Genomic DNA, 13,614 nt, shown 5'->3' with positions numbered 1-13,614 from the left:
TGCCGGTTGTCATGTTTTGCCATTGGAGGAGTTCGCATGAAAGGCACCGTATTTTCCGTTGCGCTGAACCACCGCAGCCAACTGGACGCCTGGGATCAGGCGTTTCACCAGCCGCCGTATCAGACCCCGCCCAAAACCCCGGTCTGGTTTATCAAACCGCGCAACACCCACCTCGCCAACGGCGGGGCGATCCCGTTTCCGGCCGGTGAAACCGTGCACAGCGGCGGCACGCTGGCGGTGATCATCGGCGATACCGCGCGTAAGGTGCCGGCGGCGCAGGTGAGCCGTTATCTGGCCGGTTACGCGTTGGCCAACGACGTCAGCCTGCCGGAGAGCAGCTTCTACCGCCCGGCGATCAAGGCCAAATGCCGCGACGGATTCTGCCCGCTGGGGGAGATCGGCCAGTTGGCGAATGCCGATCGGCTGGAGATCGTCACCGAGATCAACGGCGTGGAGCAGGATCGCTGGTCCACCGCCGATCTGGTGCGCTCGGTGCCGGAGCTGATCGCCGCCATCAGCGACTTTATCACCCTGCAGCCGGGCGATGCGGTGCTGATCGGCACCCCGCACCAGCGGGTGGAGATCAAACCGGGGGATGAGGTGACGGTGCGCGCCGCCGGCCTGCCCACGCTGACCAACCGCGTCACCCAGGCAGGAGCCGCATCATGAAACATGCCCGTATTCGCCATCATGGCCAGATCTTCAACGTGCAGGTGGACGAGCAGCTGCGCGTCACGCTGCCGAACGGCGAGGTGCTGCAGGAGCGCGAAGTGGAATGGCTGCCGCCGGCGCAGGGCACGGTGTTCGCCCTGGGGCTGAACTATGCCGACCACGCCAGCGAGCTGGAATTCAAGGCGCCGGAAGAACCGCTGGTGTTCCTCAAGGCGCCGAACACCCTGACCGGCCACCGCCAGGTGTCGGTGCGCCCGGCCGGCGTGGAGTATATGCATTACGAAGCCGAGCTGGTGGCGGTGATCGGCAAGACCGCGCGCAACGTCAGCCGCGAGCACGCCATGGAGTATGTGGCGGGCTACAGCCTGTGCAACGACTACGCCATTCGCGATTACCTGGAGAACTACTACCGGCCGAATCTGCGGGTGAAGAGCCGCGACACCCTGACGCCGATCGGGCCTTACATCGTCGATCGCGACGACGTCGCCGATCCGCACCGGCTGGCGCTCAGCACTTACGTCAACGGCGAGCTGCGCCAGCGCGGCAGCACCGCCGACATGATTTTCGACATTCCGTTCCTGATCGCCTACCTGAGTGAATTCATGACGCTGCAGCCGGGCGACATGATCGCCACCGGCACGCCGAAAGGGCTGGCCGACGTGCAGCCGGGCGACGAAGTGGTGGTGGAGATCGAGGGCATCGGCCGTCTGGTTAACCACATTATCAGTGAAAAAGATTACGAGGAGAGCCTGCGATGAAAACCATCAACCACTGGATCAACGGCAAGAACGTCGCCAGCAAAGAGTACTTCACCACCACCAACCCGGCGAACGGCGAGGTGCTGGCGGAGGTGGCCTCCGGCGGCCAGCTGGAGATAGACCAGGCGGTGGCGGCGGCGAAAGAGGCGTTCCCCAAGTGGGCCAACACGCCGATGAAAGAGCGCGCGCGCCTGATGCGCCGCCTGGGCGAGCTGATCGACCAGAACGTGCCGCAGATCGCCGAACTGGAAACCGCCGACACCGGCCTGCCGATCCACCAGACCAAAAATGTGCTGATCCCGCGCGCTTCGCACAACTTTGAGTTCTTCGCCGAAGTGTGCCAGCAGATGAACGGCAAGACCTACCCGGTAGACGACAAGATGCTCAACTACACGCTGGTGCAGCCGGTGGGGGTGTGCGCGCTGGTGTCGCCGTGGAACGTGCCGTTCATGACCGCCACCTGGAAAACCGCGCCTTGCCTGGCGCTGGGCAACACCGCGGTGCTGAAGATGTCCGAACTGTCGCCGCTGACCGCCGATCGCCTGGGCGAGCTGGCGCTGGAGGCCGGCATTCCGGCCGGGGTGCTGAACGTGGTGCAGGGCTACGGCGCCACCGCCGGCGACGCGCTGGTGCGCCATAAAGACGTACGCGCGGTCTCCTTCACCGGCGGCACCGCCACCGGCCGCCGCATCATCGAAAGCGCCGGGCTGAAGAAATTCTCCATGGAACTGGGCGGCAAGTCGCCGGTGCTGATCTTTGAAGACGCCGACATCGAGCGGGCGCTCGACGCCGCGTTGTTCACCATCTTCTCGATCAACGGCGAACGCTGCACCGCCGGTTCGCGCATCTTCATTCAGGAGAGCATCTACCCGGAATTCGTCAAACGTTTCGCCGAGCGCGCCAACCGCCTGCGCGTGGGCGATCCGCAAGATCCCAACACCCAGGTGGGGGCGCTGATCAGCCCGCAGCACTGGGAAAAAGTCTCCGGCTATATCCGCCTCGGGGTGGAAGAAGGGGCGACCCTGCTGGCCGGCGGCCCGGACAAACCGGCCGGCTTGAGCCACGGCAACTTCCTGCGCCCCACGGTGCTGGCGGATGTCGACAACCGGATGCGCGTGGCGCAGGAGGAGATCTTCGGGCCGGTGGCCTGCCTGTTGCCGTTCAAATCAGAAGAAGACGGCCTGCGCATGGCCAACGACGTGGAGTACGGTCTGGCGTCGTACATCTGGACGCAGGATGTGAGCAAGGTTCTGCGCCTGGCCCGCGGCATTGAAGCGGGCATGGTTTTCGTCAACACCCAAAACGTACGCGATCTGCGCCAACCGTTCGGCGGCGTGAAAGCCTCCGGCACCGGCCGCGAAGGCGGCGAATACAGCTTCGAAGTGTTCGCCGAAATGAAGAACGTGTGCATTTCCATGGGTGATCACCCGATCCCGCGTTGGGGCGTTTGATAGCGTCTCTGGCGTTTAAAATTGACAAACATCCCCTAAATAATTCGAGTTGCAGGAAGGCGGCAACTGAGCGAGTCCCGATGAGCTTACTCAGGTAAGCGATTCGGGTGAGTAAAGGCAGCCAACGCATCTGCGGCTTGAAGTATGACGGGGATAGGAGGACTTATGGGTAAGTTAGCGCTAGCCGCCAAGATTACACATGTTCCATCGATGTATCTGTCGGAAATCCCTGGGAAAAACTTTGGCTGTCGGCAGGCGGCCATCGACGGCCATAAAGAGATCGGCGCGCGTTGCCGCGAGATGGGCGTCGACACCATCGTGGTGTTCGACACCCACTGGCTGGTAAACAGCGCCTATCACATCAACTGCAGCGCGCACTTCTCCGGCGTGTACACCAGCAACGAGCTGCCGCACTTCATTCGCGACATGACCTACGACTACGACGGCAACCCGGCGCTGGGGCAGTTGATCGCCGACGAGGCCTGCAAGCTGGGCGTGCGCGCCAAGGCGCACGACATCCCGAGCCTGAAGCTGGAATACGGCACGCTGGTGCCGATGCGCTACATGAACGCCGACAAGCATTTCAAGGTGGTATCGATTTCGGCGTTTTGCACCGTGCATGACTTCGCCGACAGCCGCCGGCTGGGCGAGGCGCTGAAAAGCGCCATCGAGAAATACGACGGCACCGTGGCGGTGCTGGCCAGCGGCTCGCTGTCGCACCGCTTCATCGACGATCAGCGCGCCGAAGAGGGCATGAACAGCTACACCCGCCAGTTCGATCAGCAAATGGACGAACGGGTGGTCAAGCTGTGGGAAGAGGGGCGCTTTCGCGAGTTCTGCGAAATGCTGCCGGAGTATGCCGATTACTGCTACGGCGAAGGCAACATGCACGACACCGTGATGCTGCTGGGCCTGCTCGGCTGGGACAAGTACGACGGTAAGGTGGAGTTCATCACCCCGCTGTTCGCCAGTTCCGGCACCGGGCAGGTTAACGCCGTGTTCCCTTTGCCCGCTGAAGCCTGAGGTGTGTGAATGCCCCATTTTTACGCTGAATGTACCGACAACATCCGCCGCGAGGCGGATTTGCCCACCCTGTTCGCCAAGGTCAACGAGGCGCTGGCGGCGACCGGCATCTTTCCGCTGGCCGGCGTGCGCAGCCGCGCCATCTGGCTCGACACCTGGCAGATGGCCGACGGCAAGCAGGACTACGCCTTCGTGCACATGACGCTGAAGATCGGCCACGGCCGCACTCTGGAAAGCCGCCAGCAGGTGGGCGAGATGCTGTTTGCGCTGATCAAGGAACACTTTGCCGCGCTGATGGCGCAGCGTTACCTGGCGCTCTCTTTCACTATGGAAGAGCTGGATCCGGTGCTGAATTACAAACAGAACAATGTCCACGCGCTGTTCAACAAGGCGTGAATAAGGGGTCGTAAATGCTGGATAAAGAGCAGGTTAACCGCGCCGTACAGCGCCTGCATCAGGCGGAAAAGAGTCGTGAACAGATCCGCGCGCTGTCGCTCGATCATCCCGAGATCACCATCGAAGACGCCTATGCCATTCAGCGGCAGTGGGTGGAGCTGAAGATCGCCGAGGGGCGCACGCTCAAAGGCCACAAGATCGGCCTGACCTCGCGCGCCATGCAGGTGAGCTCGCAGATCACCGAGCCGGACTACGGCGCGCTGCTGGACGACATGTTCTTCAACGACGGCAGCGACATTCCGATCGATCGCTTTATCGTGCCGCGGGTGGAGGTGGAGCTGGCGTTCGTGCTGGCCAAGCCGCTGCGCGGGCCGAACTGCACGCTGTTCGACGTCTACAACGCCACCGACTACGTCATTCCCGCGCTGGAGATTATCGACGCGCGCAGCCACAACGTCGATCCCGAGACTCAGCGGCCGCGCAAGGTGTTCGACACCATCTCCGACAACGCCGCCAACGCCGGGGTGGTGATGGGCGGGCGGCCGATCAAGCCGGATGTGCTGGATCTGCGCTGGATCTCCGCGCTGCTGTACCGCAACGGCGTGATTGAAGAATCCGGCGTGGCGGCGGCGGTGCTCAACCACCCGGCCAACGGCGTGGCCTGGCTGGCCAACAAGCTGGCGCCGTATGAAGTGGAGCTGGAAGCGGGGCAGGTGATCCTCGGCGGCTCCTTCACCCGGCCGGTGCCGGCGCGGCGAGGTGATACCTTCCACGTCGACTACGGCCCGATGGGCTGCATCAGCTGCCGCTTCGTCTAAAAAGCAGGCTCGGCGAACCGGGCCGCAATAAACCGGGCGGGCCATGCGCTACGCCCGCTTGTCAGGGAGAATGCGATGTTAACCAACCACTTCAAGCGTGCACTGCAGGAAAAACGCCCGCAGATCGGGCTGTGGCTCGGGCTGTGCAGCAGCTACAGCGCCGAGCTGCTGGCCGGCGCCGGTTTCGACTGGCTGCTGATCGACGGCGAACATGCGCCCAACAACGTGCAAACGGTGCTGGGGCAGCTGCAGGCGGTTGCGCCTTACCCGAGCCAGCCGGTGGTGCGGCCACCGTGGAACGACGCGGTGATCATCAAGCAGCTGCTGGACGTCGGCGCGCAAACCCTGCTTATCCCGATGATTCAAAACGCCGAACAGGCGCGCGACGCGGTGCGCGCCACGCGCTATCCGCCGCACGGCGTGCGCGGCGTCGGCAGCGCCCTGGCGCGCGCTTCGCGCTGGAACCGGGTGCCTGATTACCTGCAGCAGGCCGATGAGCAGATGTGCGTGCTGGTGCAGATTGAAACCCGCGAAGCGGTGAAAAACCTCGACGCCATTTTGCAGGTGGAAGGGGTGGACGGCGTGTTTATCGGCCCGGCGGATCTCAGCGCCGACATGGGCTTTGCCGGTAATCCGCAGCACCCGGAGGTGCAGCACACCATCGACGACGCCATCGCGCGCATCCGCGCCGCCGGCAAGGCGCCGGGCATTTTGATGGCCAACAAGGCACTGGCGCAGCGCTATCTGGAGGCCGGCGCGCTGTTTGTCGCGGTGGGGGTGGATACCACCCTGCTGGCGCGGGCGGCGGAAGCCCTGGCGGACGAATTCAAACGGGGCGGGGCACAAGCGCCTTCATCGGGAGTCTACTGAACCATGAACCACGTCGATTCGCTGCAGCCGGCCAACCCGGCGCAGCAACATAAAGCGTTAACCGCCGCCGAGCAATCGGTGATTAAAAAGTTGTTTCGGCGCCTGATCATTTTCCTGTTCGTGTTGTTTGTTTTCTCTTTCCTCGACCGTATCAACATCGGCTTCGCCGGGCTGACGATGGGCAAAGATCTCGGCCTCAGCTCGACCATGTTCGGGCTGGCGGCGACGTTGTTCTATGTCACCTACGTGATCTTCGGCATTCCGAGCAACATGATGCTGAGCCGGGTCGGCGCGCGGCGCTGGATCGCCACCATCATGGTGCTGTGGGGCATCGCCTCCACCTGCACCATGTTCGCCACCGGGCCGACCAGCCTGTACGTGCTGCGCATGATCGTCGGCATCACCGAGGCCGGTTTCCTGCCGGGCATTCTGGTGTACCTCACCTACTGGTTCCCGGCGTTCTACCGCGCCCGCGCCAACGCGCTGTTCATGATCGCCATGCCGGTGACCATGGCGATCGGCTCGCTGGTCTCCGGCTATATCCTGGCGCTGGACGGGGTGATGAACCTGAAGGGCTGGCAGTGGCTGTTCCTGCTGGAAGGCATTCCGTCGGTGCTGCTGGGCGTGGTGGTGTGGTTCTACCTCGACGATACGCCGGCCAAGGCCAAGTGGCTGACCGACGAGGAGAAAGCCAGCCTGCAGGCGATGATGGAGGCCGACAAGCTGCAGCTGGTGCAGCCCAACGGGCCGAGCAGCCACCGCGCGCTGCAACAGCGCAGCCTGTGGCGCGAGATCTGCACGCCGATCGTGCTGATGTATACGCTGGCCTATTTCTGCCTGACCAACACCCTGAGCGCGATCAACATCTGGACGCCGCAGATCCTGCAAAGCTTCAACCAGGGCAGCAGCAACGTGACGATCGGCATTTTGGCGGCGATCCCGCAGATCTGCACCATCGCCGGCATGGTGTGGTGGAGTAAACGATCCGACAGGCTGCAGGAGCGCAAGCATCACACCGCGCTGCCGTACCTGTTCGCCGCCGCCGGCTGGCTGCTGGCGTCCGCCACCGATCACAGCCTGATCCAGTTGCTCGGGATCGTGATGGCCTCGGTCGGCTCCTTTACCGCCATGGCGATCTTCTGGACCACGCCGGATCAGTCGATCAGTCTGGAGGCGCGCGCGGTGGGGATCGCGGTGATCAACGCCACCGGCAACATCGGATCGGCGCTCAGCCCGCTGTTGATCGGCTGGTTCAAGGATCTGACCGGCAGCTTCAACTCCGGGCTGTATTTCGTCTCGGCGCTGTTGATCGTCGGCGCCGTGCTGGTGTGGCGCATCCCGATGAAGGATTCGCGCCCGAGAGCGACGCCTTGATGCGCAAGTGGGCATGATTGCAGGAGGTCATGAGGTGCGGAAAAGTACCGGCTTTATCGCCAACATCGATATTTGCAAAGAGTATGACGCGCGCTACGCCGCCGACGAGGTGCACTACGAAACCTTCGCCGGGTTGGCGGCGTTCTTCGGCCGCGACATGCAGGTGCATTGGCACGACTGCTTCTTCCAGGTGCATTTCCTGGAGACCGGCAAGATAGAGCTGCAGCTCGACGATCAGCACTATTCAGTGCAGGCGCCGCTGTTCATCCTCACGCCGCCGTCGGTGCCGCATGCGTTCTTCACCGAACCGGACAGCGATGGCCACGTGCTGACGGTGCGCCAGGAGCTGATTTGGCCGCTGCTGGAGCGCCTGTATCCCGGCAGCAACCTGGCGCTGGACATGCCGGGCATCTGCCTGTCGCTGGCCGACGCGCCGCAGGAGCTGACGGCGCTCAGCCACTACTGGGCGCTGATCCGCCGTGAGTTCGGGCAGAACCTGGCCGGGCGCGAACAGACGCTGGCGCTGCTGGCGCAGGCGGTGTTCACGCTGCTGCTGCGCAACACCGCGCTGGAAGACAGCGCCAACAGCGGCGTGCGCGGCGAACTGCAGCTGTTTCAGCGGTTCAACAAGATGGTGGACGAGCGTTTTCGCGAGCACCTGCCGGTGCCGGAGTATGCGCAGGCGCTGGGGGTGACCGAATCGCGGCTCAACGACCTGTGCCGGCGCTTCGCCAACCGGCCGCCCAAGCGGCTGATCTTCGATCGGCTGCTGCGCGAGGCCAAACGCATGCTGCTGTTCAGCGCCTGTACGGTGCATGAAACCGCCTACAGCCTCGGCTTCAAGGATCCGGCCTATTTCGCCCGTTTTTTCAATCGGCTGGAAGGCTGTTCCCCCTCGACCTACCGCGCGGCGCAACACGCCCTTTCGTAACCGCGATCACAGTTTGCCGCGAAAGCGGCAAACTGACCTGAAAAGTACCGGCGATTGCCGCAAAAGTCTCTTCTCGAAATCGGCTTTGGCAGCTTCAATTAAGCAACCAAAAGAAAACATTATTTTAACAAATGGCCGATTCCACGGCCTGAAAAATGCCGATGACGAGGAAGACCCGATGAAACCAGAAGACTTTCGTGCCGACAGCAAACGCCCGTTCACCGGCGCTGAATACTTGAAAAGTTTGCAGGACAGCCGCGAAATCTACATTTACGGCGAGCGCGTGAAAGACGTCACCACGCACCCGGCGTTCCGCAACGCGGCGGCATCAGTCGGCCAGCTGTACGACGCGCTGCACGATCCGGCCAGCCAGGATCGCCTGTGCTGGAATACCGACACCGGCAACGGCGGCTATACCCACAAATTCTTCCGCTACGCCCGCAGCCCGGAAGAGATGCGCCAGCAGCGCGATGCCATCGCCGACTGGTCGCGCCAAAGCTACGGCTGGATGGGGCGTACGCCGGACTACAAGGCGGCCTTCGGCTGCGCGCTGGGCGCTTATCCGGAGTTCTACGGCCAGTTCGCCGACAACGCGCGCCACTGGTACAAACGCATTCAGGAAACCGGGCTCTATTTCAACCACGCCATCGTCAACCCGCCGATCGACCGCCACAAGCCGGTCAACGAGGTGAAGGATGTCTACATTCAGGTGGAGAAAGAGACCGACGCCGGCATCATCGTCAGCGGCGCCAAAGTGGTGGCTACCAACTCGGCGTTGACCCACTACAACTTCATTGGCTTCGGTTCGGCGCAGGTGATGGGCGATAACCCGGACTTCGCGCTGATGTTTGTGGCACCGATGGACGCCGAAGGGGTGAAGCTGATTTCGCGCGCCTCCTACGAGCTGGTGGCCGGCGCCACCGGATCGCCGTTCGACTACCCGCTCACCAGCCGCTTCGACGAGAACGACGCGATCCTGATCATGGATCACGTGCTGATCCCCTGGGAAAACGTGCTGATCTACCGCGATTTCGACCGCTGCCGCCGCTGGAGCACCCAGGGCGGTTTCGCCCGGCTGTTCCCGCTGCAGGCCTGCGTGCGCCTGGCGGTGAAGATGGACTTTATCACCGCGCTGCTGCAAAAGAGCCTCTCGTGCACCGGCGTGCTGGAGTTCCGCGGCGTGCAGGCCGATCTGGGCGAAGTGGTGGCCTGGCGCAACCTGTTCTGGTCGCTGAGCGACGCGATGTGCGCTGAAGCCACTAAATGGGAAAACGGCGCCTACCTGCCGGATTCCGCCGCGCTGCAAACCTACCGCGTGATGGCGCCGATGGCCTACACCAAGGTGAAACACATCATCGAGAAGAATGTCACCAGCGGCCTGATCTACCTGCCGTCCAGCGTGCGCGACATGAACAACCCGGAGATCGACAAGTACCTGGCGCGCTACGTGCGCGGATCGGACGGTATGGATCACGTCGAGCGCATCAAGATCCTCAAGCTGATGTGGGATGCGATCGGCAGCGAGTTCGGCGGGCGCCACGAGCTGTATGAGATCAACTACGCCGGCAGCCAGGATGAGATCCGCCTGCAGTGCCTGCGCCACGCGCAGGGATCCGGCAACATGGATCGCATGATGCAGATGGTCGACAAGTGTCTGGCCGATTACGATCAGCACGGCTGGAAAGTGCCGCACCTGCGGAACAATGACGATATTAATCAGTTGGATAATCTGCTGAAGTAATTCAGGAGGAGGTTGTATGTCTCAGGAAAATGAACAGCGCCTGCGCTTTCGCGACGCCATGGCCAGCCTGTCGGCGGCGGTGAATATCATCACCACCGACGGCCCGGCGGGGCGCTGCGGCATCACCGCCACGGCGGTGTGTTCGGTGACCGATACGCCGCCGACGCTGCTGGTGTGCATCAACCGCAACAGCGCGATGAACCCGGTGTTTCAGGAAAACCGCAGGCTGTGCGTCAACGTGCTTAACCACGAGCAGGAGCTGATGGCGCGACACTTCGCCGGCATGACCGGCGTCAGCATGGAAGATCGTTTCCGGCTGGAAGAGTGGCAGCTCGGCGCGCTGGGGCAGCCGGTGCTGCGCAATACCCTGGCCAGCCTGGAAGGGGAGATCGAGCAGATCCAGAGCATCGGCACCCACCAGATGTACCTGGTGCAGATCAAGCAGATCGCGCTGAGCGAAGCGGGCAACGGCCTGATCTACTTCAAGCGCAACTTCCATCCGGTGATTCATCAGATGGCGGTGCCGGCCTGACGCTTGGGGGCGCAGCCAGCTGCGCCCCTCATCTCAACTCTTGTTGGCCGCCAGATCGCTCACCAGGCGGTTGACCGGATCGCTCATGTTGGTGAACTTGCTCAGCTCCGAACGGGTCACCACCACGAACACCCCGACGTTTTTCGCCGGGATCATCGCCATGTAGGTGATGAATCCGCCGCCGCCGCCGGTCTTCTGAATGATGCCCGGCAGCCCGTCCTTCGGCGCCATATACACCCAGCCCAATCCCAATGCATCCGCTTGCCCCGGCACGTCCATGCCCTTCAGCGACACCAGATCGTGGCGCTGGAAGTACATGGTTTGCTCGCTGGCGGCGGTGGCTTTGCGCGGGCCGCTGGCACTGGAGGAGAGGAACTGCTGCATCCAGCGCTGCATGTCGCGCGGGGTGGAGTAGACGCCGCCGCTGCCGGCCGCGGCGGTGGTGTCGCGACAGGCGCTTGGGCCGGCCGCCGCCACCATCAGGCGCGAGCATTGTTCAGGGCTCGGCGTCAGCGTGGTGTCGACCATGCCGAGCGGTGCGGTGATTTTCTCTTTCAGCAGCGCGTTGTAGGGCTTGCCCGCGGCGCGCGACAGCGCGTCGGCCAGCAGATCATAGGCCAGGTTGGAATACGCGGCGTGCACGCCCGGCGGCGTCGTGATGTTGGCATGCGCCAGCCACTGCCAGCGCTGGGCCTTGGTCGGCCAGGTGAACACCGGCGTTTTCGGCGGCTTCTTGCCCGGCTGCTCGCGCGGCAGCGCGCTGGTGTGGGTCGCCAGGTTCAATAAGGTGATCGGCTGGCCGGCGTTGTAAGCCGGCACATAGGCGCCCTTGGGGGCGTATTTGCGCAGCGGGTCGGTCAGCTTGACCTGGCCTTCCGCCGCCATCTTCACCATCACTTCGCTGGTCATCAGCTTGGTGATCGAGGCGATGCGGATCAGCGAATCCGGGCGCGGGCGCAGGTTGTTGCCGGGCTTGGTGTCGCCAAAGCTGCGGTTAACCACTTGATTGCCGTCGATCACCACCAGCGCCATGCCGGTGGCGCCGCTGTTGTAGAAAATATGTTCGGCATACTGGTCGACGATTTGCGAAGCCAGCTGCGGGGGCGCGGCCTGCACGGCCAGCGGCGCGGCGCACAGGCCCAGCGCCAGCAATAAAGCGGAGACAGAATTCTTCAACGGTCGTTATCCATTTAACAATGCAGCGGGGAAAGGGCTCATCCGTCGCCCAGTGTAATGTGCCCGGGCCCCGGCTGCATGTAGAAAAAAGAGCGGTGGCGATAAAATTTTTTCACCGCCGGCGGCCTACTGCGCGCGGGCGAAAATGGCGATCACTTCATCGAGGTGCGCCTTCATCGCCTTGCGGGCGCCGCGCACGTCACGCGCTTCGATCGCCGCCAGGATCGCCCGGTGTTCCAGTTCGGAACGGTGCGGCATGTCGTCCGGCGTATAGTGACGTTGCAGCACGCGGAACATGCTGCCGTAACGGTGGCCGAGCAGGTGGCCGATGATGAACGCATAGGCCGGGTTGCCGCTGGCCTGGGCGATGCGGATGTGGAACAGCCGATCGCCGGGGTGGGTGGCGGAACCGGCGCGGTTATCGCGGCACTTCTGCTCGTAGGCAGCGCGGATGCCCGCCAGCTCTTCGTCGGTGGCGTGGCGCGCGGCCAGTGCGGCGGTCTCCGGTTCGATCAGCAGACGGGTTTGCAGCAGAGAAAACGGCGGCAGCTCGGCGTTGAAATCCAGCTCGATGTTCAGTTCGTCGTCGATCTCCGCCCACTGGTTGCGGCCGGCCTGGGCCATCACCGGCTCCTGCGACGGCGCCAGCGGCGTTTGCGAGCGCACGATCACCCCGTTGCCGACCTTGACGTCCACCAGGCCGATCACTTCCAGCGCGATAAGCGCCTCGCGCACCGATGCGCGGCTGACCTGCAACTGCTGGGCGAGATCGCGCTCCGAGGGCAGGCGGCTGCCCGGCGGAAATTCGTTATTTTCGATAAGACGTTTGAGCTGGTCAGCTATCTGTCTGTAAATTCTTGGGTTTTCCAGTCGGGTAATCGGCATTTTTGACCTTTGACGATTCGGCGTTCAGTGATTTGGCGCACAATTATGCGACAAGGCGCTTGAGTAATCGTTATTCAAGTGTAAAAAAATGGTTAATTGAAATGCGGTTTCAAGGCTGTTTTATTAACTTCTTCCCCCAACGATAACGCGTAAAGCGTCTTTTGTCATGTTAGAGGCCTGACCTTTAACCGCCTTTAATGGCCTGACCATTAGACCTTTAGGCCGAGGAGTCAAGATGGATTTAACCGGGAAACGCGTACTGATCACCGCCGCCGGGCAAGGGATCGGTTTTACCACCGCCAGGCTGTTCGCCGCCGCCGGCGCCGAGGTGATCGCCAGCGACATCAACCTCGAGCGCCTGCAGGGCTCTGCCGGGATCCGCGCGCTGACGCTGAACGTCACCGATTCGGCCGCCATCGCGGCGGCGGCGGAAGCGATCGGCCCGATCGACGTGCTGTTCAACTGCGCCGGCGTGGTGCACAGCGGATCGATCCTCGATTGCAGCGAAGATCAGTGGGCGTTCGCGCTCGATCTCAACGTCACCGCGATGTACCGCATGATCCGCGCCTTCCTGCCGGGCATGTTGGCGCGCGGCAAAGGCTCGATCATCAACATGTCCTCGGTGGCCTCGAGCGTGAAAGGGGTGCCGAACCGCTTCGCTTACAGCGCCAGCAAGGCGGCGGTGATCGGCCTGACGCGCTCGGTGGCGGCGGACTACGTTACGCAGGGCATCCGCTGCAACGCCATCTGCCCCGGCACGGTGGAGTCGCCGTCGCTGCGCCAGCGCATTGCCGAGCAGGCGCGCGAGCAGGGGCGCAGCGAGCAAGAGGTGTATCAGGCGTTCGTCGCCCGTCAGCCGATCGGGCGCATCGGCACCACCGAGGAAATCGCCCAACTGGCGCTGTATCTGGCCTCTGACGCCAGTTCATACACCACCGGCACGGTGCAGATCATCGACGGCGGCTGGAGCAACTGAAGGAATGGGCC

Annotated in this window: 14 protein-coding genes; 12 read left to right on the top strand and 2 right to left on the bottom strand. The window is 63.0% G+C overall.

Annotated features, from left to right (window positions below; all coding sequences use genetic code 11):
* Positions 1-36 precede the first annotated feature (36 nt).
* The 11 genes from GF111_RS09970 (at position 37) to hpaC (ending at position 10,566) form a co-directional block, all read left to right on the top strand.
* Positions 37-669, top strand: a complete 633-nt coding sequence (locus GF111_RS09970) for a fumarylacetoacetate hydrolase family protein (RefSeq protein ID WP_038878411.1) — start codon at positions 37-39, stop codon at positions 667-669.
* Complete coding sequence (locus GF111_RS09965; RefSeq protein WP_038878413.1) at positions 666-1,430, top strand: fumarylacetoacetate hydrolase family protein; 765 nt, start codon at positions 666-668, stop codon at positions 1,428-1,430. Before GF111_RS09970 ends, GF111_RS09965 begins: the two co-directional genes overlap by 4 nt.
* Positions 1,427-2,881, top strand: a complete 1,455-nt coding sequence (hpaE, locus tag GF111_RS09960) for a 5-carboxymethyl-2-hydroxymuconate semialdehyde dehydrogenase (RefSeq protein WP_049202356.1) — start codon at positions 1,427-1,429, stop codon at positions 2,879-2,881. Before GF111_RS09965 ends, hpaE begins: the two co-directional genes overlap by 4 nt.
* A 165-nt stretch (positions 2,882-3,046) precedes the next feature.
* On the top strand, positions 3,047-3,904 hold the full coding sequence (hpaD, locus tag GF111_RS09955; protein ID WP_049202357.1) for a 3,4-dihydroxyphenylacetate 2,3-dioxygenase: 858 nt from the start codon (positions 3,047-3,049) through the stop codon (positions 3,902-3,904).
* A gap of 9 nt (positions 3,905-3,913) precedes the next feature.
* The gene (locus tag GF111_RS09950) at positions 3,914-4,300 is read left to right on the top strand and encodes a 5-carboxymethyl-2-hydroxymuconate Delta-isomerase (RefSeq protein WP_038878420.1); all 387 of its coding nucleotides are present in this window, start codon (positions 3,914-3,916) and stop codon (positions 4,298-4,300) included.
* Positions 4,301-4,314: 14 nt separating this feature from the next.
* The gene (hpaH, locus tag GF111_RS09945) at positions 4,315-5,118 is read left to right on the top strand and encodes a 2-oxo-hept-4-ene-1,7-dioate hydratase (RefSeq protein WP_047729053.1); all 804 of its coding nucleotides are present in this window, start codon (positions 4,315-4,317) and stop codon (positions 5,116-5,118) included.
* 75 nt (positions 5,119-5,193) lie between these two features.
* Entirely contained in the window at positions 5,194-5,988 is a 795-nt protein-coding gene (gene hpaI, locus GF111_RS09940) for a 4-hydroxy-2-oxoheptanedioate aldolase (RefSeq protein WP_038878422.1), read from the top strand.
* A 3-nt stretch (positions 5,989-5,991) separates the two neighbouring features.
* Positions 5,992-7,362, top strand: a complete 1,371-nt coding sequence (gene hpaX, locus GF111_RS09935) for a 4-hydroxyphenylacetate permease (RefSeq protein ID WP_038878424.1) — start codon at positions 5,992-5,994, stop codon at positions 7,360-7,362.
* 34 nt (positions 7,363-7,396) lie between these two features.
* A complete protein-coding gene (hpaA, locus tag GF111_RS09930; RefSeq protein ID WP_038878427.1) occupies positions 7,397-8,293 on the top strand; it encodes a 4-hydroxyphenylacetate catabolism regulatory protein HpaA in 897 nt (298 codons plus the stop codon).
* 178 nt (positions 8,294-8,471) lie between these two features.
* The gene (hpaB, locus tag GF111_RS09925) at positions 8,472-10,034 is read left to right on the top strand and encodes a 4-hydroxyphenylacetate 3-monooxygenase, oxygenase component (protein ID WP_019454961.1); all 1,563 of its coding nucleotides are present in this window, start codon (positions 8,472-8,474) and stop codon (positions 10,032-10,034) included.
* A gap of 16 nt (positions 10,035-10,050) precedes the next feature.
* Positions 10,051-10,566: a 4-hydroxyphenylacetate 3-monooxygenase, reductase component gene (hpaC, locus tag GF111_RS09920; protein WP_147190825.1), complete on the top strand. Its 516-nt coding sequence runs from the start codon at positions 10,051-10,053 to the stop codon at positions 10,564-10,566.
* A 33-nt stretch (positions 10,567-10,599) separates the two neighbouring features.
* Here hpaC and ampH read toward each other — a convergent pair whose 3' ends face one another.
* Positions 10,600-11,742 carry a D-alanyl-D-alanine-carboxypeptidase/endopeptidase AmpH gene (gene ampH / locus GF111_RS09915; protein ID WP_033651366.1) on the bottom strand — a complete coding sequence of 381 codons (1,143 nt, stop codon included), beginning with the start codon at positions 11,740-11,742 and terminating at the stop codon, positions 10,600-10,602.
* Positions 11,743-11,868: 126 nt separating this feature from the next.
* Entirely contained in the window at positions 11,869-12,627 is a 759-nt protein-coding gene (locus tag GF111_RS09910; protein WP_147190827.1) for a FadR/GntR family transcriptional regulator, read from the bottom strand.
* A gap of 235 nt (positions 12,628-12,862) precedes the next feature.
* Between GF111_RS09910 and GF111_RS09905 the strand changes: the two genes are divergently transcribed.
* On the top strand, positions 12,863-13,603 hold the full coding sequence (locus GF111_RS09905) for an SDR family oxidoreductase (protein ID WP_094460563.1): 741 nt from the start codon (positions 12,863-12,865) through the stop codon (positions 13,601-13,603).
* Positions 13,604-13,614: the final 11 nt, after the last annotated feature.

Origin of the sequence: Serratia sp. HRI (assembly GCF_010119335.3) — a bacterium.
GTDB lineage: Bacteria > Pseudomonadota > Gammaproteobacteria > Enterobacterales > Enterobacteriaceae > Serratia > Serratia nevei.
The sequence above is the reverse complement of the archived record's forward strand: the minus strand, read 5'-3'. Positions and strand labels throughout refer to the sequence as shown.

Coding starts and splice junctions, on each gene's coding strand:
- GF111_RS09950 (WP_038878420.1), top strand. CDS start 3,914: ATGCCCCATTTTTACGCTGAATGTACCGACAACATCCGCCGCGAGGCG.
- hpaE (WP_049202356.1), top strand. CDS start 1,427: ATGAAAACCATCAACCACTGGATCAACGGCAAGAACGTCGCCAGCAAA.
- hpaI (WP_038878422.1), top strand. CDS start 5,194: ATGTTAACCAACCACTTCAAGCGTGCACTGCAGGAAAAACGCCCGCAG.
- hpaX (WP_038878424.1), top strand. CDS start 5,992: ATGAACCACGTCGATTCGCTGCAGCCGGCCAACCCGGCGCAGCAACAT.
- hpaD (WP_049202357.1), top strand. CDS start 3,047: ATGGGTAAGTTAGCGCTAGCCGCCAAGATTACACATGTTCCATCGATG.
- hpaB (WP_019454961.1), top strand. CDS start 8,472: ATGAAACCAGAAGACTTTCGTGCCGACAGCAAACGCCCGTTCACCGGC.
- GF111_RS09965 (WP_038878413.1), top strand. CDS start 666: ATGAAACATGCCCGTATTCGCCATCATGGCCAGATCTTCAACGTGCAG.
- GF111_RS09970 (WP_038878411.1), top strand. CDS start 37: ATGAAAGGCACCGTATTTTCCGTTGCGCTGAACCACCGCAGCCAACTG.
- hpaH (WP_047729053.1), top strand. CDS start 4,315: ATGCTGGATAAAGAGCAGGTTAACCGCGCCGTACAGCGCCTGCATCAG.
- GF111_RS09905 (WP_094460563.1), top strand. CDS start 12,863: ATGGATTTAACCGGGAAACGCGTACTGATCACCGCCGCCGGGCAAGGG.
- GF111_RS09910 (WP_147190827.1), bottom strand. CDS start 12,627: ATGCCGATTACCCGACTGGAAAACCCAAGAATTTACAGACAGATAGCT.
- hpaC (WP_147190825.1), top strand. CDS start 10,051: ATGTCTCAGGAAAATGAACAGCGCCTGCGCTTTCGCGACGCCATGGCC.